The following is a 21,264-nucleotide window of genomic DNA, read 5'->3' as shown; positions in this document are numbered from 1 at the left end:
TGTCGCGCCTGCGACTCTGTCCGAGGAGGGACCCTATGTTCAAGCCGCAACTGATAACCCTGCAACGTGGCGGATTACGCATCGAACCCATGGTCGATGCCGATATTCCCGCCCTGATCAGTCTTGCCGAAGCCAATCGCCAGGAGCTGATCTATATGAGTGGCAGCCAGCGCCTCGACTGGTATCGCCAAGGCTTGCTCGAGCAGCGTGAAGGGCAGGCCTTGCCCTTTGTTATTCGCCTAGGCGACCAGTTGGTGGGAACCACCCGTTTCGGCGATTTTATGAACACCTTGCCTGCGGCGGAGATCGGCTGGACCTGGCTGGATCGTAGCCAGCACGGCACGGGCCTCAACACCACCATCAAGTACCTGATGCTCAAGCACGCGTTCGAAAACTGGGGGCTAGTGCGCGTACAGCTGAAAACCGCAGCCAGCAATCTGCGTTCGCAACGCGCCATCGAAAAACTCGGGGCGCAGCGTGAAGGCCTGCTGCGCAATCACCGTCGCCTCGCCGATGGGCGTCTGGACGACAGCGTGCTCTACAGCATCACCGACCATGACTGGCCGGCGATCAAGCTGCAGCTGGAGGCGCGTTTCAGCGGTTGAGCTATGGCACGCGCGGCTACCGAGCAAACACGTTTCTGGCAGGCGCGCGAGCTGGGCGGTATCGAGCTGCTGCACGCGCACTATATCGAGCAGCGTTTTTCGCCCCATGTGCATGAAGGCTTTGTCTTTACCGTGATTGAGCAGGGTGCTCAGCGCTTTCGCCACCGCGGTAGTGATCATCTGGCGCCAGCTGGCAGCATGGTGCTGATCAACCCGGATGAGCTGCACACTGGCTCCAAGGCCCATGATCAGGGCTGGCACTATCGCGGTTTCTACCCGGACAACGCGCAGGTGTGTGGCGTGCTGGCCGAGCTGGAGTTAGGTCAGCAGGGCATGCCCTCATTTGCCCTTAGCGTGTTGCATGATCCGCAGCTGCATCGTCAGTTTGTCGCCCTGCATCAGTTGCTGGATAGCCAAGCATCGGCGCTGCAACTGCAAACCGCCTGGCGTGAGGCCATTCTGCTGCTGTTTCAGCGCCATGCGCGCTTACCTGAGGGGCTGGTGCCGGGTGATGAGCCGCATGCCGTCACTCGCGCCAAGGAATTACTGGCCAGCCAATTGGCGGCACCGCCGTCATTGGAGCAACTGGCCGAGGCGGTGGGTTTGTCGCCTTTTCATTTCGCGCGGGTGTTTCGCCGCGCCACCGGCTTGCCGCCGCACAGCTGGCTGATGCAGCGCCGCCTGGAGCAGGCTCGGGCGTTGTTGAGAAATGGCTGTGCGCCGCTAAGCGTGGCAATGCAGCTGGGCTTTGCCGACCAGAGTCATCTCACTCGGCAGTTCAAACAGGCCTATGGCGTGGCGCCGGGGCAGTATCGGCAGGCCAGCGCTATCCGTTAGCGCGTGGCAATCCAGATCAGCAACCCCGCCTGAAACACGCAGAAGGCCACCAGGCAGGTGATGGTAAAGCGCAAACCACCATCTTCGCGTTTGAATACATCAATGCGCGCTTCCAGCTTGCGCACCTTTACTTCCAGCTCGCGCAGGCTTTGATCGGCCTGTTGCAACATGTTGGCAGCGTCCAGTAGTTCGACGATCTGGACCTTTTCCGTATGCCAGTCGCCATGCAGCGAGCTAACCCGTGGCGCGCCACACTGCGCTTTGATTTTCAGTGGGTCGAGGTATTCGACCACAAAGCCCTGGGCCTGCAGACAATGGTCGCGACGGGCGCGGGCTTCATCGCTGAAGGCGTCCTTGCTTTGCAGTGGGGTGTTTTCTATCTGGTAGTTGGCGAAGTGCTGACGTGCCCAGCTAATCCCCTGAGCCAGCATAAAACGTCCCAGGCCACGGTTTTCCGGCTGCACCAGCAGGCCAGTGTCGGGGCCGAAGCGCACCGTGCGCTGCTGATGATCGGCCCAGACTTCGAGGATGTTCTGCTCTTTGCGTACGCGCTGGCCGGGCAGCTGCAGGGTCAGGCGCAGCAGGCTGTGCTGTTTGCCCAGGCGTTCGACGCGGCCCAGCTGGATAAAGCGCAAGGGCCGCGCGCCGGTGTGGCGGTCGGTGGGCAGGGCGGCCAGGCGTAACAAGCTGAAGTGCTCGGGGGCCAGCTCGGCCCAGGGATGGGCTTGCTCGACGACCGCCTGCGGGGCAGCGTCAGGGTCGGTTTGTGGTGCGGGGCTGTCGGTCATACACGGCGATCCTGTGCGCGACATCTTCAGGTGTCGCCTGATGCGCTTATCGGCCGCCGCTCGGCTAACTGGAGGGTGGCTTTTGGCCGCTGCGCTGGATGAACTGGGCGATCTGCTCGCCGAGCCCCTGTGCCAACGGTAGCCGAGGATTGTTATAGCTCGCCAGTTGCGCCGGCAAATCCCACGCGCTGATGCGCAGCATATGGTTCATCCCGGGGATGATCAGCAGCTCGGCATCCCGCTTGGCCGCCTGCAGCGCCTGAGCATCGGCGACGCTGACCTGAATATCGTGGCTGCCCTGCACAATCAGCGCCGGGATCTGCAACCGGGCAAAGGCCTCGCCGGGTTTTTGCCGCAGCAGCGAGATCAGATAGGGCTGCACGCTGGGGCGAAACAGCACCTGCAACTGCTTGGGCACCTTGGGGCTGAATTGCCCGGCCAGCAGGCGGTCGAGTATTTGATTGCTCTGCACCAACAGATGCGGTGGAAGGCGTGCGGCCAGCTGCTCGCGTAAGAGCTGATCAATCGGTCGTGAACTGCCGGCAATTGCCACCAGAGCATCGGCCTGGGCCTGCTCGGCAGCCAGGCTGGCAATCAGAGCGCCTTCGCTATGGCCGATCAGAATCAGCCGGTCAAACGCCGGGTTGGCCTTAAGCAGCTGCGCCCAGCCCACCGTATCGCTGACATAACCCTCGACACTGAGGTCGCGCTCATTCGGGGTGGCCGCGCGGCTGGCGGCCACCCCGCGCTTGTCGTAACGCAGGCTGGCAATGCCCTGTTTGGCCAGGCTCTGGGCTAAGCGCTTGAGGCTGTCGCTCTGGCCGCCTTCGGGGTTGTTGCCGTCACGGTCTGTGGGGCCGGAGCCTGCGATCAGCAGGGCAACGGCCACCGGGGTGGTGCTGCTGGGCTTGAGCAGCGTGCCATGCAGCGTGCCCTGGTTTGTCTGTAGGCGTATGGCTTGCTGCACACTGCTGTGGGCGCTGCTGCGCGTGGTGTCGGGAGCGGCTTGCAGTAGGGTGCTGCAGAGAAACAGAGGCAACAGAAAAACTCGGGTCATGGATAGGGACTGCCAGGAGTGAGCCAGTTGGACGTTTATCCGTCCTGAAGGTTCGAGGATGATCTGTACGGACGCCACGGGTATACTCGCCGCCTTTACTCAAGTGGGGTTTTGCGCCGGCTGGCGTAGCCTCGGAGCTGATTTTCGCGGAGCGTTTTGCACATGTCCGGCAATACCTACGGCAAGCTGTTCACTGTCACCACCGCTGGCGAAAGCCATGGCCCGGCGTTGGTCGCCATTGTCGATGGCTGCCCGCCGGGGTTGGAGATTAGCCTGGAAGACCTGCAGCGTGATCTCGATCGACGCAAACCAGGTACCAGCCGCCACACCACGCAGCGCCAGGAAGACGACGAGGTGGAAATCCTCGCCGGCATCTTCGAGGGCAAGACCACGGGTTGCTCGATTGGCCTGTTGATCCGCAATACCGACCAGAAATCCAAGGACTACTCGGCGATCAAGGATTCCTTCCGCCCAGCCCACGCCGATTACACCTATCACCACAAGTACGGCGTGCGTGACTACCGCGGCGGTGGCCGCAGCTCGGCGCGCGAGACCGCCATGCGCGTCGCCGCTGGTGCTATCGCCAAAAAGTACCTGGCGTCCCAGGGCATCGTGATTCGCGGCTATATGAGCCAGCTCGGGCCGATTGAAATCCCATTCAAGAGCTGGGAATCCGTCGAGCAAAATGCCTTTTTCAGTCCCGACCCGGACAAGGTGCCAGAGCTGGAGGCCTATATGGACCAGTTGCGCCGCGATCAGGATTCGGTCGGGGCGAAGATTACCGTGGTCGCCGAAGGCGTGATGCCGGGCCTGGGCGAGCCGATTTTCGACCGTCTGGACGCCGAACTGGCCCATGCGCTGATGAGCATCAACGCGGTCAAGGGCGTGGAAATCGGCGCAGGTTTCGCCAGCGTGGCGCAGCGCGGCACCGAGCACCGTGACGAGATGACCCCAGAGGGTTTCCTCTCCAACAACGCCGGCGGCATCCTTGGCGGGCTTTCCAGTGGGCAGCCGATTGTTGCGCATTTGGCGCTCAAACCAACCTCAAGCATCACCACGCCGGGGCGTTCGATTGATATTCACGGCAACGCGGTGGATATCATCACCAAGGGCCGTCACGACCCCTGCGTGGGCATCCGCGCTACGCCAATCGCTGAGGCGATGATGGCCATCGTGCTGATGGATCACCTGCTGCGCCATCGCGCGCAGAATGCCGATGTGCGGGTCAGCACGCCGGTGCTGCCACAGCTGTGATTAGCCTTGCTGCGCGGTCAACCGCGTCCCGCAGCACGGTTGCGGGTTTATGCCCAGCATGAGCCCGGCATTGCCTTACTGGCGCCTGTCTGGTTTCTACTTCTTCTATTTCTCGCTGCTTGGCGCCACCGCGCCGTTTCTCGCGTTGTATTTCGACCATCTGGGCTTTTCTGCGGCGCGGATCGGCGAGCTGATCGCCATTCCCATGTTGATGCGCTGCATCGCGCCGAATATTTGGGGTTGGCTGGGTGACTATAGCGGGCAGCGGTTGGCTATCGTGCGCTTCGGCGCACTGTGCACGCTGCTGTGCTTTGCCGGCATCTTTGTCAGCCAGAGTTACGCTTGGCTGGCGCTGATCATGGCGCTGCATGCGTTCTTCTGGCATGCGGTGCTGCCGCAGTTCGAGGTGATTACTTTCGCCCATCTCAAGGAGCAGGCCGCGCGCTACAGCCAGATTCGCCTGTGGGGCAGCATCGGTTTTATCGTCGCGGTGGTGGGCCTGGGCAAGCTGTTCGAGGTGCTTAGCCTGGACGCCTATCCCTGGGCGCTGATCCTGATCATGGGCGGCATCGTGCTGAGCAGTTGGTGGGTGCCCAATGCGCAACCGCAGATGCGCCCCAATACCCAGGACCAAGGCGGCTTTCTCCAGCAACTGCGGCGGCCGGGGATTCTCGCCTTCTACCTCAGCGTCGGCCTGATGCAACTGAGCAACGGCCCGTATTACACCTTTCTCAGCCTGCACCTGGAATCCCTGGGTTATCCGCGCGGGGTGATCGGCCAGCTGTGGGCGCTGGGCGTGGTTGCTGAGATCGTGCTGTTTATGGTTATGGCCCGGTTGCTGGCGCGCTATTCACTGCGTACCGTGCTGCTGGCGAGTTTTCTGATTACTGCACTGCGCTGGTTGCTGCTGGGCAACCTGGCCGGACATCTGCCGGTGCTGCTGCTTGCTCAGCTGATGCACGCAGCGACCTTCGGCAGCTTCCACGCAGCGGCCATGCATTTTGTTCAACGCAGCTTTGCCGACCGTCAGCAGGGCCAGGGCCAGGCGCTGTATGCTGCGCTGGCGGGCGTGGGCGGGGCGCTGGGGGCGCTCTATTCGGGTTATAGCTGGCACAGCCTCGGCGCCGCCTGGACCTTTGCCATCGCCAGCGTGATTGCCCTGGCGGCTGCGGTGATCACCGCGTGCTATATGCGTGATGAGCGGCCCTAGCTTTTATTCGTCGAATTGAACACCTGAATTAAAACCGTACGAGAGTCCTGACCATGAGCAGCCTGACCGTCTACCACCAGTCCTCGCCCGAGTACCCGAACAAGCTGCTGACCCATGTCGAAGACATCGCCAGCACCCTGGCCGCCGTCGGCGTGCAGTTCAGTCAGGTGCCGGTAGCGCAGCCAGTCATGGCCGGCGCCGCCAGTGATGAACTGCTGGCGGCCAGCCGCGTGCAGACTGACCAGTTGATGACCCAGCATGGCTATGCCAGCGCCGAGGCCCTGAGCCTATGTGATGAGCGCGGCGAGGGCAGTGAGCTGGCCCGTGCCCTGCGTGTGGAGCAAAGCTGTCAGCCGGCGCATCTGCATTACTACCTGGCTGGACGCGGCCTGCTGGCGCTGCATATCGGCGAGTACGTCTACAGCCTGTTGGGCGAGAAGGGCGACTTGCTGCTGCTGCCAGCTGGCACGGCGCATTGGTTTGATGGCGGTGAACACCCGCGCTTTGCGGTATTGCGCCTGTTTGATAGTCCGCAGGTAGCGGTTTTTACCCCGCTAGCCGGTGATTTTGCGGCCGCGTTTGCTGGCTTGGATGACTGCTGATTGCCGTAGCGCTGAACTCTTATAACTAGCGTCTATCCTAGTTAAGCGAAACCTTCGCATAGGAGCGGCAAATAATGGGTTCAACATTCAACGGTTTATTGGGGCTGGTCATTCTGGCGCTGGATATCTGGGCGATTCTCAGTGTCATCAAAAGCAACGCAGAAACGGGCATCAAGGTGTTGTGGATCTTGCTGATCGTCTTGCTGCCGGTGATCGGCCTGATCATTTGGGCGCTGATGGGCCCCCGTGGCACGGTCAAGTTTTAGTCATGCTGCGGGCAGGCGCGTGGTTATTAGCGCTTTGCCTGCTGAGCGGCACAGCCCAGGCCAGCGATAAGCACGCCTGGACCGCGCTGCGTGAAGGCCGCGCCGTGATGCTGTTGCGCCATGCCACAGCGCCCGGCACCGGTGATCCGGCGAACTTCCAGCTGAGTGATTGCCGTACTCAGCGCAATCTCAGTCAGTTTGGTCGTGAACAGGCTCAGCGTTGGGGCCTGTTGTTGCGTAGCCAATGGATTGAGCCGCGCCTGCTCAGTAGTCGCTGGTGCCGCGCGCAGGACACCGCTCGCGAAATGGGCTTGGGCGCAGTCGAAGCGCTGCCAGCCCTGGATTCATTCTTTCAAACACCCAATACCGCCCGTGAGCAGACCGCCGCGCTGATCGAGCAGATCAATGCGCAACCCCGTGGTGCGTCTTTGGTGCTGGTTTCCCATCAGGTCAATATCACTGCGTTGACCGGCATCTACCCCGCGTCAGGTGAGGGGCTGATTCTGGCATTACCGCTAGAGGCTCCTGCGCGTGTATTGGCGCGAGTTCAGCCCTGAATCGTCGCGTGCTTTAAATACTCAGCATCCGCTGTTCTGGCAGTTGCGCCCCTTCCAGTTTGAGCAACAGCGCTTTGCGCGGCAGCCCGCCGGCATAACCGGTAAGGCTGCCGTCGCGGCCGATCACCCGATGGCAGGGAATGATGATGGCAATCGGGTTGGCGCCGTTGGCCGTGCCGACAGCGCGCACTGCCTTGGGCCGCGCGATCTCGGCGGCGAGGGCGCTGTAGCAACTGGTGCGACCAAACGGGATGGCCTGCAGCGCCTGCCAAACGGCTTGCTGAAACGCCGTACCTTGCGGCGCCAGGCGTACTTTGAAGCGCTGTCGACGCCCAGCAAAATACTCATCCAGTTGCCGGCACACCTCATCCAGCTCATCGGCGGCGCTGCGCCAGTGTTCGCCGATATGCCAGGGCTTGTCATCGATATCCATCAGCAGTTTTTGCAGGCCGATTTCGTCAGCGGCCAACAGCAGGCGGCCGATTGGGCTGTCGTGGTAGCGGTAGAACATCCGGCGTCATCCCTCTGAGTAGTTGTGCCACAGGTGTGCGGCAGCGTAGGCGCGCCAGGGTCGCCAGGCTTCGGCTCGGGCCTTGAGCTGTCTGGCGTCGATGCCAGCCGCACCCCATACCGGCGCCTTGAGCAGCCCCAGGTCGCTGGCGGGAAAGGCATCGACCTCGCCAAAAGCGCGCAGGGCAATATATTCCGCTGTCCACGGGCCGATGCCGGGCAGGGCGCAGAGTTGCTCGACAAAGGCCGTGTAGCCGTCTTGTAGATCCAGGCGCAGCTCGCCGCTGGCTACCTGGGCGGCGAAGCGTTGCAGGGTCTGTACGCGTTTGCCGGGCATGCCGATGCCATCCAGGTTGGCCTCGGCGATGGCTGCTGGGCCGGGGAACAGCCGTTGGATATCGGCCGCATCGGCAAACTGCAATGGTTTGCCCAGGCGGGTAACCAGGCGACCGGTGATAGTTACCGCCGCCTTGACGGTAACCTGCTGGCCAACGATGGCTCGCACCGCCTGCTCAAAAGGCTCGAAGGCGGTCGGCAGGCGTAATCCGGGGTTACGCGCAACCAGCGACCCGAGCTGCGCATCGTTGGCAAAATGCGCACTGATCTGCTGCGGCTGGCAGTCCAGGTCAAACATCTTGCGCACCCGCGCGGTAAGTGCCGCCAAACAGGGCTGCAGCGATTCGCTGTACTGCAGTTGCAGCGCGTACTGATCAGCCAGGGGTTGCACGCGGAACCAGCCATGTTGGCCCGCGAGGTGCACGCTGCGCGCGTAACTGTGCGCTTGCACGCTTTCCACCCCAGTCAGGGCGCGCAGGGCAAAGTGCGCATGGAACTGTTGCCACTGCCAGGGCGGCTGGTAGCTCAGTAATAGGGTGTGGGCTGATTGGCTCATGGCCGAACAATAACCGCAGCCCGGCCGACTGTCAGCGCAGAACTGACTTTCAAACAGGGTAGGTAGGATGGGATGTGCTCGTTTTACAACCTGTTTACGACCTCGTGAGCTAGAGTCCTGCAAGGCAAAAACAGGCGAGGAAGCGGAGTGTACGAGCTGTACATGAGCATTCCGAGCCTGTTTTTAACGCAGCAGGGCCGACGCGCAACAGGTCGTCGTAGGTGCTAAGCGCTGGCGACCCGTTGATGCAACTGATGCGACAACTGTTCCAGCTGCTGGCCCAGATGCACCAAGGTCTCCTGGGCATCCAGCAGTTCGGCGCTGGCGGCGCGTTGGCGTTGGCTGGCGTCACGTTGCGCGGCGCTGTTGTCGCGCACGTGCAGCAGTTGCTGGTGGGCGCGGGTGAGTGCCTGACTGTGCCGCAGAATCGAGCTAGAGAGGTTGTCGGTCAGCCCAGCGTTGCTGCTTAGTGCAGTGCCGACATCGCTGACCTGGGCCGCGCCGGTGTCGATGATTTGCTGCGACTGGCCCAGTACGTTCTGCACCGTATCGGCGGTTTCGTTGCTGCGCCGCGAGAGGTTGCGCACCTCATCGGCAACCACGGCAAAGCCGCGGCCATGTTCGCCGGCCCGCGCCGCTTCGATGGCTGCGTTAAGCGCCAGCAGGTTGGTCTGTTGAGCGATGGCACTGATCATCTGCATGGATTCGGCGATGCGCTGGTTGCTCTGCTGAATCGCCTGCATGCTGGCCTGGGCGTCTTCCATACGCTGGGCGCAGGCATTCACCTGGCTGCTGCTGTGCTGGGTGTCCTGGCTGAGCTGCTGCATGTGGTCGGTGCTGGAGGCGAGGCTGTCCAGCACTTCATGCAGGGCCAGATCCAGTTGATGCATGGCGTCGGCCTGCTGTTGCACATCGGTGTCGATGCTCTGGCAGCGCTGGCGAATGCCGCCGAGGGTCTGTTGCAGCTGACCGGCCATTTGCAAAAGGTCGCTGGCGGTGCTGCGTACTTCATCGACGATACCGCCGAGCTGCTCCTGATTGCGCGCGGCGCGCTGGCCGAACTCGCGGGATTCGTTGAGCGCCAGCTCGGCATCGGCCAGCGCCTGGTTGCGCAGCTGTGCGCTGTACCACTGCGCCAGCCACACGGTCAGCACCGGCAGGATAAACCCGGAGTAGGTGTTCACCGCCGCATCCCGTGGACTCAGTTCGAATACCGGCAGGCTCGCACCGCTGCGTTCCAGGCGGATCAGCCAGAACACGAACAATACCTGCACGAGGCTCCAGACCATGGCGCTGCGTGCGCCCGCCAGCAGGTAAGCGAAGACGATGATTACCGCCGGCCAGTAGATATGTGCCGAGTGCAGGCCGCCTAGCTGGTAGATCAGCAGCATCGAGTAGCTGGCCATGCAGGCCAGCGCCATATTCGCCGCCACAGCCAGCGGCAGCACGGCGCTGCGCATGACCAGCAGCATCAGCGGCATGCCCAGTACCAACAGCAACGAGCCGTACATCAGCGCCTCGTTGCCCATGCGGCCCCACTTGATGCAGCTGTACAGGCCGATAACCACGCTGCACAAACCGCTGAAAGCCAGGGTGCGGGCCAACAGAACGCTAGCCTGGTCGGTCAAGTCATGTGGCAGGAACTGCCCAAGGAAACCCTGTCGCATGAAAACTCCAGTCAGTAGGTTGTTCAGCAGTATCGGCGTAAATGGCCGCCGACTCGAGGGTGGAAAGTGCCAATTTGGCGGATGAGATGGCAAAGTGCCACCCTGGCCGACGACTTGTCAGTCGCGCTTTCAGGTCAGTGCCTGGCGGTACTGGCCGGGCGTCTGGCCTTTCCAGCGTTTGAACGCATGCAGAAAGTTCGACACCTCGCTGTAGCCCAGGCGTTCGGCAATCTCCTCCTGGCTCAGGCTGGCGATGGCCAGCAGTTCTTCGGCCAAGGCCTGGCGCACTTCCTCCTGCAACTGGCGAAAGCTGCTGCCCTGATCTTCCAGGCGGCGGCGCAAGGTGCGGCTGCTGATATTCAGCTCGTTGGCAATCAGCTCCATATCCGGCAGCCGGCCGGGTGTGCTGAGCAAGCGATCACGAATCTGTCCGGCCAGACCGCTGCGCACTTGCCGTTTGGCCAGCAGAGCCTGGCATTGCAGCTCACAGAGTTGCGCGTTGTGTGGATTGGCGCGGGGCAGGGGCAGGTCGAGCAGGTGGCGAGGGAAGCTGATGCGATTCTGTGCGCAGGCGAACTCCGGCAGCAGGCCAAATTGCTCGATAAAACGCGCCGGATCAGCTGGCGCCGGCATGCTCAGTTGCACCCGGCTCAGGGGGATCTTGGCGCCAGTGAGTTCGCGCTGAATCACCATCACCGCCACGGCATCGCGCAGCAGGAGAAAATCGCGCACCTGGTCCGGCAAGTGGCTGCCATCCAACTGCAGATGCGCCTGACTGACGTCTTCGCACAAGGTGATGCGGTTGAAGGCAAAGGTCAGGTCCAGATAACGCAAGCCAAGGTCGGCGGCCTGGCGGAAGGTCTGGCTGCTGAGCAGGGCATAACCCCAGATGCCGTAGGTGGTCAGCTGATAGCGCAGGCCGGCCTGCAGGCCTAGGTCGTATTGCGCGGGCAGGGCGTCGATCAGGTTGCGGATCAACTGCAGTTCCTGCGCGCCCTCGATTTCACTGTGCAGCTCGGCCAATTGCAGGGGGCTTAGGCCGGTGTTGTGCAGGCAGCGTTCGACACTCAAGCCATGGTCGATGCCCAGCTGGGTCAGCAGTTGCACGCTGGTGATAGTGCGCCGGGGCAGGGTGTAAGGGGCGGCTGACATGCGGTTGTCCGAAAGTCACAGCAGATGGAGCGACTATGCCACAGTTCTAAACTGCAACGCGGAGGCCTCTTACGCAGCCGCCAGTGTTGCAGTCTGGCGCTTGATCTGCCCGCGGCGAAGCATTAGCGTACGCGGAATTTTCGTTCGACTTTTAGGGCAGGCACATATTCGTGCCTAGCGGCGCCAGGCATTGGCATAGGAGCTTAGAGATATGCAGGGAGTGATCAAAGTATTCGTTGGATGTGACCCCAACGATTGTGATCTGGAGCAGATGATGGTGCTGGACTACAGCATCCGTAAGCATTGCTCCATGCCGGTCGAAATCCACTGGATGCAGCTTTCTCGCGATCCGCAGAGCTTCTGGCATGCCAACCCGGAGCTGCAGCAAGGCTGGCGCACCGAAGCCTGGCCCACGCCGTTCTCGGGGTTTCGCTGGGGCATTCCTGCCTATTGCGGCTACCAGGGCCGGGCTATTTATATGGACACGGACGTGATCGTCTTGTGCGATCTGGCCGAACTCTGGCAACTGCCCTTCGAGCCAGGCAAGGTGGTTATGGCCAAGGGTGGGCAGGAGTCTTGGCGGTTCTGCGTGTCGATGTGGGACTGCGCCGCGGCTGAAAAGCACCTGCCTCTGATCGAGGAAATCAAGGGTCGACCTGAGACCCACCAGCAGCTCAAAAAGTACTACAAGGTTAATACCGGTGTTATTCAGCCGTTCGACACCGAATACAACAATATCGATGGCGAGAACAGCCCGATCGAGCAGGTCAAGATTCTTCACTATTCGGATATGGGCACCCAGTTCTCCCACTATCTCTCGATTCCGCGTCTGGCTGGGGAAGGGCGAAAGCACTGGTTTGATGGCCAAGTCATGGCGCATCCGCGCAAAGACCTGCAGAGCCTCTTCGACCGTTACTACCAGGAAGCGCTGGACAATGGTTACAGCTTGGACAACTACCGATTGCCCGAAGCTTTTGGCGATTTCCCCAAGTTTTCGCAAAAGACCTATACCGGCAACCGCGTGACGCGGCCCAAACGCTGGTGGAAGTTCTGGTAGTCGCAGCGGGCACATCCGCGCCCACTGAGTGTTGAGCGGCGTACTTTGCCATTACTGACTCGAGCTCTGTGGGTGTTCCGATTGCTCGGACATTTACCTGTACTGCTAGAGCCTTAGCCTCCGTGTTCATGCGGGCTGTCCGAAAGTCACAATCCGTTGTCCGGCTATCCCATAACCCTTATCTACCCAGGCAAGTAGCATTCTGTGCAGTCAGGCAGATGCAATTGGGGAGATAACAATGCATAACAATTCCCGTTCGACAGTACCTTTGCGCGTGCTGATTATCGGCAGCGGCTTTGGCGGTCTGGGCATGGCCATTCAGTTACAGAAGGCCGGTATCGAGGATTTTCTGCTGCTGGAAAAAGCCGCAGAAATCGGTGGCACCTGGCGCGACAACAGCTATCCGGGGGCGGCCTGCGATGTGCCGTCGCACCTGTATTCGTTTTCCTTCGAGCCGAAAAGCGACTGGAGCCGCAAGTTTGCGCCCCAGGCGGAAATCCACGGCTACATGCTGCATTGCGTGGCCAAGTACCAGCTGCGCTCGCGCATTCGCTGCAATGCCGAGGTGGCCTCGGCCGCATTCGATGCGGCGGCTGCGCTGTGGCGGGTGACCCTGAGCAATGGCGAAGCATTCTGCACCGAGGTGCTGATCAGTGCCTGCGGTCAGCTCAACCAGCCGGCCTATCCGGCGTTGCCGGGGATCGAGACGTTTGCCGGCGAGACGTTTCACTCGGCGCGTTGGCGTCATGATCTGGATCTGACTGGCAAGCGTGTGGCGGTGATCGGCACCGGCGCCTCGGCGATTCAGTTTGTTCCGCAGATCCAGCCCAAGGTCGCGCAGCTGCAGCTGTTCCAGCGCTCGCCGGCCTATGTGTTGGCCAAGCCGGACCGCGCCTATCGGCCTTGGGAGCTGGCGATAATGCGTCGGCTGCCCTGGCTGCAGCGCATCGACCGTGGTCTCAAGTACCTGCAGCACGAAGTGCGTGGCCTGGCATTTATCAGCATGCCGTGGTTGATGAAGCTGTTTCGCTTCAGCTTTGAACGGCACCTTAATCAGCACATCAGTGATTCGCAGCTGCGCACGCAGCTGCAGCCGGATTACCCGATGGGTTGCAAGCGCATCCTGATCAGCAATGATTACTTTCCGGCCCTGGCGCAGCCCAATGTGACGGTGGTAAGCGAGGCGATCAGCCGCGTCAGCGAGCGGGCAATCATCACCGCCGATGGCCGCGAGCACCCGTGCGATGTGCTGATCTACGGCACCGGCTTTGCTGCCACCGATTTTCTCGCGCCGATGCAGATTCGCGGGCTCGGTGGGCAGGAGCTGAACCAGGCCTGGCGCGACGGCGCCGAGGCCTACAAGGGCATCAGCGTTAGCGGCTTTCCCAATCTGTTTATCCTTTACGGGCCCAATACCAACCTGGGACACAACTCGATCATCTATATGCTCGAAAGCCAGTTCCGTTATGTGCTCGGCTGCATCGATTTGCTGCGCCAGCAGGGCATACGCTACCTCGACGTAAAAGCTGCGGTGCAACAGCGCTACAACCAGCAGGTGCAGGCCAGCTCACATCGAACGATATGGGAGCAGGGCTGCTCAAGCTGGTACAAAACCTCCGCCGGCAAAAGCACCAATAACTGGCCGGGCTATACCTTTACCTATCGCCTGCAGACCCGCGCACCGGAGCCCGATGACTATGAATGCACCCGTTGAATTCACCGCCCCAGCCGCGGATCAGGCGTTGTTGCGCAGCGTCTTGCGTACCAGCCTGCGCCTGCTGTTCCGTGGCCTGGTACGGCCACCGATGCCGATTGCCGGGCAGCGCGCGGTGCTGCGCCTGCTGACTGCAGCCAGCCCGGCGCCGCGCGGCATCACCCGTAGCGCCGGTTCCTTGGGCGGCCGGCCCTGCGAATGGCATCGCCCGCAGAGTCCACGCGGCACGGTGTTGCTCTACCTGCATGGCGGCGCTTACCTGATCGGCGGGCCGAGCACGCACAGAACGATCTGCGCGCACCTGGCCAAACGCGGGCAGATGGAGGTCTGCGCCCTGGATTATCGCCTGGCCCCGGAGCATCAGTACCCAGCTGCTCGCGAAGATGCGTTGGCAGCGTTTCAGGAACTGATCACGCTGGGTTACAAGCCTGAGCAGATCGTGATCGGTGGCGACTCGGCTGGCGGTAACCTGAGCCTGATCACCAGCCTGCGTCTACGCGATCTGGGGGCGCCACAACCGGCGGCGCTGGTGTGTTTCTCCCCGGTCACTGATTTTTCCTTTACGCAGATACACGAGCCGCCAGCGGGCGACCCACTGCTTCATCCAAAATGGGCGGCGCAGGCGTTGGCGCTGTATTGCCCGGCCGGGCTGGCGCCTGACGATCCTGGTATGTCGCCGCAGTATGCCGATCTGCAGGACCTGGCCCCGCTGCTGATTCAGGTGGGCGAAGATGAAATTCTGCTCAATGACAGCCTGCGTTTTGCCGACAAGGCCAAGGCCGCCGGCGTGGATGTGTGCCTGCAGCGTTATCCGGACCTATGGCATGTGTTCCAGGCTCACGCCGGCATGCTCAAGGCCGCCGATTTTGCCCTGGCTGAAGTGGTGAGCTTTCTGCGTGAGCGGGGCTGCTGAGTGAACAATATCCTGATTACCGGCGCTGCCTCGGGGATCGGCGCGGCCACTGCCAGGCTGTTTCATCAGCATGGTTGGCAGGTCGGTTTGCTGGATATCAACCACCAGGCGCTGGCCAAGCTGGCGGGCGAGCTGGGTAACGTCTGGCATGCCGAGTTGGATGTAAGTGACCCAGCGGCAGTGAAGGTCGCTCTGGCGGACTTCTGCGCCCTGCATGGCGGCCAGTTGCGCCTGCTGTTCAACAGCGCGGGGATTTTGCAGTGCGGGCACTTCGAGGAAATCGAGTTGAGCGAGCATGCGCGCATCCTGCAGATCAACGTGCAGGGTCTGCTGAATATGACCCACGCGGCCTTTCCCTATCTGAAAGCCACACCCGATGCCCAGGTGATCAATATGGGCTCGGCTTCAGGCGTCTACGGCGTGCCGCATCTGGCCAGCTACTCGGCCTCCAAGTTCGCCGTGCGCGGGCTGACCGAGGCGCTGGACTTGGAGTGGGCCAAGTACGGCATCCGCGTCGGCGACCTGATGCCGCCGTTTGTCAGCACGCCGATGCTTAACAACCAGCGCTTCCAGGCCCCGGTGCTGCGGCGTTTGGGGGTTAACCTTGAGGCCGAAGCCGTGGCTCAGGCCGCCTGGGTGCAAACCCGCAGCAGGGCGGTACATCGGCCGATCAGCCTGCAATTCAAGCTGCTGTTCTGGTCCGGCCAACTGACGCCTGTTTGGCTGAGTCGGCACATCATGGCTTGGTTAAGCCGCGAGTAACTCCCTGGCTATATCTAGGCTAGAGCCTGTTTCCGGGCGCGCGAGCTAGAGCGAGACAAGGCAGAAATGGCCGAGGGCGCGGAGTTTACGGTTGTAAATGAGCAGCCCGAGGCCATTTCTAACGCCGTATCGCCGACGCGCAGCCGGCCCGATACAGGATCTAACAACTTTCCCTGGGCAAAGACTGTTTTATGGGACTAGTCTGCAACTAACGCTTCTGACTTGTTCGCTCTGAACAAGCCTGCGTTGACCAGTCCTGGTTTCAGGTCTGGCTTATGACATATCAAGCAGCGTGATCGCTTGATTCTCGGGCGGCACTGCAATCGGTGCCGCAACACCGCTGAGGCTCTGGCGGTAGCAATGGGAAAGCGTTTACCAGGTCGTTGCACTGCAGTATCGACACCTAGTTGGTTCTTTAGCGTCCTGTAAATTTATCCATCGCCTGAGGAGGTCACTTCATGAGCACAGCCTTGCACGATGATGTCAGTAACGGGGTTTTACGGCGGATGAAGGAGGGTGGCTTCGACTTTGCCAGCTTCCATCCCATCGAGTTCTACGCCCTTTTCCCTGATGAGGAGCGGGCCCGTATGGCGACCCGCAAATTTCGAGGTGAGTCTTTACACGCCCTGGTGACCGAGCGTGATGACGGTGTCTGGCACCTGCAAGTCAGTAAAGTAATGTTCGCGACATACCACGGCATCGATGACTTCGAGCATGATCTGGAGTCCGTCGTGGCGCCGCTTGGCGGCAAATTAGATGGGTGGGGCGTTACCCAGGAGGTAAGGCAGCCCTGAAGTCTGCACACTGGCCAGCCATAAGCTGGCCAGTGTCATTTCAACCCCCGCACACTATCCCCAGCCAATCGTCCCTCGACCCCAGCCTGCGCTTTGCTTCAGACTTGGCGCATGACCGATATCCTGATTTTTACCCACATTGATTACTGCCCGCCGGCCCACCTGGGCAAGGTGCTGGAACAAGCGGGCCATCCTTTTACCGTGCTGCGCGCGGACCTTGGCGAGTTGCAGGGCCTCGACCTCGACCGGCCCAAGGCCGTGGCCATCATGGGCGGGCCGATGAGCGTCAATGATCCGCTGCCATGGCTGCAGACCGAAGTGGCCGCGCTGCAGCATTTTATCCACCGAGATATTCCGCTGATCGGCCATTGCCTGGGTGGTCAGCTGCTGGCCAAGGCCCTAGGGGCGGAAATCAGCCGCATGCCCTATACCGAAAGCGGCTGGCAGCCGCTGACCCGTCTCGACCACGCTGCCCCCAGCCCCTGGCTGCAGCACTTGCCCGGACAGTTCCCGATGTTTCAGTGGCACGGCGACAGCTTTGCCATTCCCGCCGGTGCGCAGCCTTTGCTTAGCAGCCCCTGGTGCAGCAACCAGGCGTTTGCCTGGGGCGATAAGCTGCTGGCCTTGCAAGGCCATCCGGAAATGGACGAAGCCCTGGTGCGCCAGTGGCTCGGCGACTGGCACCACCTGCTGGATGAAAGCCAACCCAGCCAGCAGAGCAGGGCGCAGATACTCGACCAACTGCCAGCCAAAGTCGCCCAACTGAATCGCGTGGCCGGAGGCTTCTATCGCCACTGGCTGCATTTGGCCGGTTTGTAAGCCGCCGCCATAAAATGGCGCGGCCAGTGATAGGCAAGTCAGTGACGCGTCTCATCTTGGTGCGCAATGATTACGTGTTTTATTTAACCTGTTGAAATTTAACATTTTTTAGTAGTGGCGCGGGCTTTGCAATGCTCTCTCCATGTCCGGGTGACAAGGAGTACGGCATGGCCCGCATCTTTTATGACGAGATGTACGACGCGAGTGGCGCTGTCCGCCCGCACTATCAAGCTTTTGCCCGCTGGTTAGCGGATACCCCGGATGAACTGCTGGCCCAGCGCCGCCGTGAAGCCGACCTGCTGTTCCACCGCGCGGGTATCACCTTCACCCTGTACGGCGATGATCAGGGCACCGAGCGCCTGATTCCATTCGACATCATTCCACGCAGCATTCCGGCCAGCGAATGGCGCGTCGTCGAACGCGGCTGCATCCAGCGCGTGCAGGCGCTGAATATGTTCCTTGGCGACCTTTACCACGACCAGCGCATCATCAAAGCCGGCATTGTTCCGGCTGAGCAAGTGCTGGCCAATGAGGGCTACCAGATCGCCATGCAGGGCCTCAACCTGCACCGCGACCTTTACGCGCACATCGCCGGCGTCGATCTGGTGCGTGATGGCGACGGTAGCTACTACGTGCTGGAAGACAATCTACGCACGCCCAGCGGCGTCAGCTACATGCTCGAAGACCGCAAGATGATGATGCGCCTGTTCCCCGAGCTGTTCGCCGCTCAGCGCGTGGCGCCGGTTGACCACTACCCCAACTTGCTCCTCGATACGCTCAAATCCTCCAGCCCGTTGGATAACCCCAATGTCGTGGTGCTGACGCCGGGGCGCTTCAATAGCACGTACTTCGAGCATGCCTTCCTCTCCCGTGAGATGGGCGTGGAGTTGGTCGAGGGCGCAGACCTGTTTGTGCGCGACGACAAGCTCTTTATGCGCACCACATCTGGGGCCAAACAGGTGGATGTGATCTACCGTCGCCTCGACGATGCCTTCCTTGACCCGCTGGCGTTCAATCCGGGCTCCATGCTCGGCGTACCCGGCCTGCTGGCCTGCTACCGCAGCGGCAACGTGGTGCTGGCCAATGCTGTAGGCACTGGCGTGGCGGACGATAAATCGGTCTATCCCTATGTCGACGACATGATCCGCTTTTACCTGAGCGAAGAGCCGATCCTGAAGAACGTGCCGACCTTTCAGTGCCGAAAACCGGCCGAGCTTTCCCACGTGCTGGCCAATCTGGAGCAGCTGGTGGTTAAGGAAACACAGGGTTCTGGCGGCTACGGCATGTTGGTTGGTCCCGCGGCCAGCAAGGCCGAGATAGCAGAATTCCGCACGCGGCTGATCGCCCGGCCAGAAGCCTATATCGCTCAGCCGACACTGTGCCTGTCGACCTGTCCGACCTTTGTTGAGCGCGGTATTGCACCGCGGCATATCGACCTGCGCCCGTTCGTTCTGTCGGGCAAGGAAACTCGCATCGTCCCTGGCGGCCTGACCCGCGTGGCATTGCGCGAAGGCTCGCTGGTGGTCAATTCGTCCCAAGGTGGCGGTACTAAAGACACCTGGATCGTGGAGGATTCACCATGCTGAGCCGAACGGCCTCTGATCTGTACTGGATGTCGCGCTACTTGGAACGTGCGGAGAACCTGGCACGCATGCTGGATGTCAGCTACTCGCTGTCGTTGATGCCACAAGACGGCCGCGGCGATGGCCTGGAAGAACTGGCCCTGCCGCTGCTGATTACCGGCACCCTGGATGAATACCTGGCGCGCCACGGCCCGATGCATGCCGAGCGCATGCTGGATTTCTTCGCCTTGGATGCGAGCAACCCGGGGAGCATTTATTGCTGCCTGCAGGCTGCACGCAGCAACGCTCACGCAGTGCGCGGGCGGATCACCGCCGACATGTGGGAAAACATCAATGCCACCTGGCTGGAGATTCGCGGTATCGCCGAAGAGGGTCTGGGGCGTTACGGTATCAGCCGCTTCTGTGAGTGGGTCAAGGAGCGCTCGCACCTGTTTCGTGGCGCCACCTTCGGCACCATCATGCGTGGCGACCCGTACCGTTTTATCCGGTTGGGCACCTTTATCGAACGCGCCGACAATACCCTGCGCCTGATCGATGCGCGCTATGAAATGCTCGGTGAGGACATCGACGAAATCGACGGCCGCCCAGCGCGTAGCTACTACCAGTGGACCGCGCTGCTACGCGCTCTGTCGTCATTCGAGGCATTTGCCGAGATATATCGTGGCTCGCCTGGTACGCGCAAAGTCTCCGAACTGTTGCTGCTGCGCGCCGACATACCGCGCTCGCTGCGTGCCTGCATGGACGAGCTCAACCTGATGCTCGCCAGCCTGCCCGGTGACAACGGCCGCCCAGCCCAGCGCCTGGCTGCCGAACTGGAAGCACGGCTGCGTTACACCAGCATCGAAGAAGTGCTCGACGAGGGCCTGCACGCCTGGCTCACCGATTTCATCCTGCTGGTTCGCCAGCTAGGTCAAGCCATCCAAAGCTCCTACCTGGAGGTCGCATGAGACTGTCAATCAGCCACGACACTACCTATCGCTACCAAGATCAGGTACGCAATAGCATCCAGTATTTGCGCATGACCCCGCACGACAGTGAGCGCCAGCACGTGCTCAGCTGGGCATTAAGTTTGCCGCGTCCGGTGCGTGCGCAGATCGACCCCTATGGCAATATCCTGCACGTGCTGACCCTGGATGAGCCGCACGAGTCCATCGTCATCGGCGCCCATGGCCAGGTGGAAATTGACGAGTCGCGCGAAGCCGAGCACGAAAGCCAGTCGGCCTGGCCGTTTCTGCGCTTTACCCGCCTGACCGAAGCCGACGTCGCCCTGCGCGAGTTCGCCCAGTTGCAAAGCCACAGCCGCGCTGACCGCAGCGGCCTGATCGACCTGATGTACGCGCTGAATGCGCACATCAGCTACCAGCCCGGCGCCACCGCCGTAGAAACCAGCGCCAGCGAGGCCTTCTCCGGCGGCAGGGGCGTCTGCCAGGACCACGCCCACGCCTTTCTGGCCTGCGCGCGCAGCCTGGGCGTTCCGGCGCGTTATGTTTCGGGTTATCTGTTTACCGACAGCGAAGACCACCTGGCCAGCCACGCCTGGGCCGAAGCCTGGCTGGATGGCGCCTGGTACAGCTTTGACGTAACCAACTGCCTGGCCAAGCCGGAGCGGCATTTGAAGTTGGCCGTAGGCCTGGATTATCTGGATGCCTGCCCGGTACGCGGCATGCGCCGCGGTGGCGGTATCGAGCAGATGCACGCGCAGGTGGATGTAGCGCCGTTGTTGCAGGTGCAACAGCAGTAAGGCGTGGTGCTGGCCGCGTAGGGTGGGTTAGTGGCGCTGATCTGAGATTGATTGTGCAACTCGGAGCTTGAGCGCCATGTAACCCACCAAGCGGTGGTCGCCGTTGTTCCTTTTGACGCTTCTTTGGATTGCTGTGCAGTTCACTTGCTGCAGTCGGCTTTTAGTTTTGGTTTCGCCCCTTACGGGCGAGTCCCTTTTGGCAATTGCCCCCAAAGGAGCCAAAAGGTCTAGCCCCGACATCCGGCCCTGCCTGCGGCAGAGTTCGTGAACAGAATCATTGCTCCGAGGGTCGGCGTACAAGGGCCGTCCCTGGCCCTTTATCGCGGTGGCGCCCAGCCCTTTCGCCGCATCCATGCGGCTTACCCCTCTACACAACGATTCTGTTCACCCTCCTGAAGGGGCGTTTGGCGTCTATACACGCTTTTTGGGGTAAACCAAACGCAACAGCACAGCGATTTGATGGGTATCGCGTTACTCCACCTGC

At 61.3% G+C, this 21,264-nt stretch carries 22 protein-coding genes; 16 read left to right on the top strand and 6 right to left on the bottom strand.

Annotated features, from left to right (window positions below; all coding sequences use genetic code 11):
• Positions 1-35: 35 nt before the first annotated feature.
• Together AACY25_RS00725 and AACY25_RS00720 are read left to right on the top strand one after the other, a co-directional pair.
• Positions 36-605 (top strand): GNAT family N-acetyltransferase, encoded by a 570-nt coding sequence (locus AACY25_RS00725; protein ID WP_339521917.1) that lies wholly within the window; start codon positions 36-38, stop codon positions 603-605.
• A 3-nt stretch (positions 606-608) separates the two neighbouring features.
• Positions 609-1,442, top strand: a complete 834-nt coding sequence (locus tag AACY25_RS00720) for a helix-turn-helix transcriptional regulator (RefSeq protein WP_339521916.1) — start codon at positions 609-611, stop codon at positions 1,440-1,442.
• Here the strand turns inward: AACY25_RS00720 and AACY25_RS00715 are convergent.
• Together AACY25_RS00715 and AACY25_RS00710 are read right to left on the bottom strand one after the other, a co-directional pair.
• Entirely contained in the window at positions 1,439-2,230 is a 792-nt protein-coding gene (locus tag AACY25_RS00715; RefSeq protein WP_339521914.1) for a hypothetical protein, read from the bottom strand. The two genes, AACY25_RS00720 and AACY25_RS00715, sit on opposite strands and share 4 nt — an antisense overlap.
• A gap of 64 nt (positions 2,231-2,294) precedes the next feature.
• Complete coding sequence (locus tag AACY25_RS00710; protein WP_339521912.1) at positions 2,295-3,287, bottom strand: alpha/beta hydrolase; 993 nt, start codon at positions 3,285-3,287, stop codon at positions 2,295-2,297.
• Positions 3,288-3,449: 162 nt separating this feature from the next.
• Here AACY25_RS00710 and aroC point away from each other — a divergent pair, with 162 nt between their 5' ends.
• The 5 genes from aroC to AACY25_RS00685 all read left to right on the top strand — a co-directional run bounded on the left by aroC (position 3,450) and on the right by AACY25_RS00685 (position 7,176).
• The gene (aroC, locus tag AACY25_RS00705) at positions 3,450-4,541 is read left to right on the top strand and encodes a chorismate synthase (RefSeq protein ID WP_339521910.1); all 1,092 of its coding nucleotides are present in this window, start codon (positions 3,450-3,452) and stop codon (positions 4,539-4,541) included.
• A 58-nt stretch (positions 4,542-4,599) separates the two neighbouring features.
• A complete protein-coding gene (locus tag AACY25_RS00700; protein ID WP_339523774.1) occupies positions 4,600-5,751 on the top strand; it encodes an MFS transporter in 1,152 nt (383 codons plus the stop codon).
• A 53-nt stretch (positions 5,752-5,804) separates the two neighbouring features.
• The gene (locus tag AACY25_RS00695; RefSeq protein ID WP_339521908.1) at positions 5,805-6,353 is read left to right on the top strand and encodes an acireductone dioxygenase; all 549 of its coding nucleotides are present in this window, start codon (positions 5,805-5,807) and stop codon (positions 6,351-6,353) included.
• A gap of 74 nt (positions 6,354-6,427) precedes the next feature.
• Positions 6,428-6,619, top strand: coding sequence for a PLDc N-terminal domain-containing protein (locus tag AACY25_RS00690; RefSeq protein WP_275961538.1), 192 nt, complete (start codon positions 6,428-6,430; stop codon positions 6,617-6,619).
• 2 nt (positions 6,620-6,621) lie between these two features.
• The gene (locus AACY25_RS00685; protein ID WP_339521907.1) at positions 6,622-7,176 is read left to right on the top strand and encodes a histidine phosphatase family protein; all 555 of its coding nucleotides are present in this window, start codon (positions 6,622-6,624) and stop codon (positions 7,174-7,176) included.
• A 13-nt stretch (positions 7,177-7,189) separates the two neighbouring features.
• Here AACY25_RS00685 and AACY25_RS00680 read toward each other — a convergent pair whose 3' ends face one another.
• The 4 genes from AACY25_RS00680 to AACY25_RS00665 all read right to left on the bottom strand — a co-directional run bounded on the left by AACY25_RS00680 (position 7,190) and on the right by AACY25_RS00665 (position 11,397).
• Positions 7,190-7,687 (bottom strand): methylated-DNA--[protein]-cysteine S-methyltransferase, encoded by a 498-nt coding sequence (locus AACY25_RS00680; protein ID WP_339521905.1) that lies wholly within the window; start codon positions 7,685-7,687, stop codon positions 7,190-7,192.
• A gap of 6 nt (positions 7,688-7,693) precedes the next feature.
• Entirely contained in the window at positions 7,694-8,578 is an 885-nt protein-coding gene (locus AACY25_RS00675) for a DNA-3-methyladenine glycosylase family protein (protein WP_339521903.1), read from the bottom strand.
• A 224-nt stretch (positions 8,579-8,802) separates the two neighbouring features.
• Positions 8,803-9,342, bottom strand: coding sequence for a methyl-accepting chemotaxis protein (locus AACY25_RS20875; protein WP_445262124.1), 540 nt, complete (start codon positions 9,340-9,342; stop codon positions 8,803-8,805).
• Positions 9,343-10,374: 1,032 nt separating this feature from the next.
• Positions 10,375-11,397 (bottom strand): AraC family transcriptional regulator, encoded by a 1,023-nt coding sequence (locus AACY25_RS00665; protein ID WP_339521899.1) that lies wholly within the window; start codon positions 11,395-11,397, stop codon positions 10,375-10,377.
• Positions 11,398-11,608: 211 nt separating this feature from the next.
• Between AACY25_RS00665 and AACY25_RS00660 the strand changes: the two genes are divergently transcribed.
• The 9 genes from AACY25_RS00660 (at position 11,609) to AACY25_RS00620 (ending at position 20,780) form a co-directional block, all read left to right on the top strand.
• Complete coding sequence (locus AACY25_RS00660; RefSeq protein WP_339521898.1) at positions 11,609-12,454, top strand: glycosyltransferase; 846 nt, start codon at positions 11,609-11,611, stop codon at positions 12,452-12,454.
• Between the two features lie 238 nt (positions 12,455-12,692).
• Positions 12,693-14,168: a flavin-containing monooxygenase gene (locus tag AACY25_RS00655; RefSeq protein ID WP_339521897.1), complete on the top strand. Its 1,476-nt coding sequence runs from the start codon at positions 12,693-12,695 to the stop codon at positions 14,166-14,168.
• Positions 14,152-15,081, top strand: coding sequence for an alpha/beta hydrolase (locus tag AACY25_RS00650; protein WP_339521896.1), 930 nt, complete (start codon positions 14,152-14,154; stop codon positions 15,079-15,081). The genes AACY25_RS00655 and AACY25_RS00650 overlap by 17 nt, the downstream gene beginning before the upstream one ends.
• Positions 15,082-15,843, top strand: a complete 762-nt coding sequence (locus AACY25_RS00645) for an SDR family oxidoreductase (protein WP_339521895.1) — start codon at positions 15,082-15,084, stop codon at positions 15,841-15,843.
• 458 nt (positions 15,844-16,301) lie between these two features.
• Complete coding sequence (locus tag AACY25_RS00640; protein WP_108490342.1) at positions 16,302-16,637, top strand: ribonuclease E inhibitor RraB; 336 nt, start codon at positions 16,302-16,304, stop codon at positions 16,635-16,637.
• 111 nt (positions 16,638-16,748) lie between these two features.
• Positions 16,749-17,456: a type 1 glutamine amidotransferase gene (locus tag AACY25_RS00635; protein WP_339521894.1), complete on the top strand. Its 708-nt coding sequence runs from the start codon at positions 16,749-16,751 to the stop codon at positions 17,454-17,456.
• A 167-nt stretch (positions 17,457-17,623) separates the two neighbouring features.
• Complete coding sequence (locus tag AACY25_RS00630) at positions 17,624-19,042, top strand: circularly permuted type 2 ATP-grasp protein (protein WP_339521893.1); 1,419 nt, start codon at positions 17,624-17,626, stop codon at positions 19,040-19,042.
• Positions 19,036-19,986, top strand: coding sequence for an alpha-E domain-containing protein (locus AACY25_RS00625; RefSeq protein ID WP_339413770.1), 951 nt, complete (start codon positions 19,036-19,038; stop codon positions 19,984-19,986). The genes AACY25_RS00630 and AACY25_RS00625 overlap by 7 nt, the downstream gene beginning before the upstream one ends.
• The gene (locus AACY25_RS00620; RefSeq protein ID WP_339521891.1) at positions 19,983-20,780 is read left to right on the top strand and encodes a transglutaminase family protein; all 798 of its coding nucleotides are present in this window, start codon (positions 19,983-19,985) and stop codon (positions 20,778-20,780) included. The genes AACY25_RS00625 and AACY25_RS00620 overlap by 4 nt, the downstream gene beginning before the upstream one ends.
• The last annotated feature ends 484 nt before the right edge of the window (positions 20,781-21,264 follow it).

The sequence above is a fragment of the Pseudomonas sp. EA_35y_Pfl2_R111 genome (genome assembly GCF_963970955.1).
Lineage (GTDB): Bacteria > Pseudomonadota > Gammaproteobacteria > Pseudomonadales > Pseudomonadaceae > Aquipseudomonas.
Note: the sequence above shows the minus strand (reverse complement) of the source record. Positions and strands in the feature narration are given on the sequence as shown.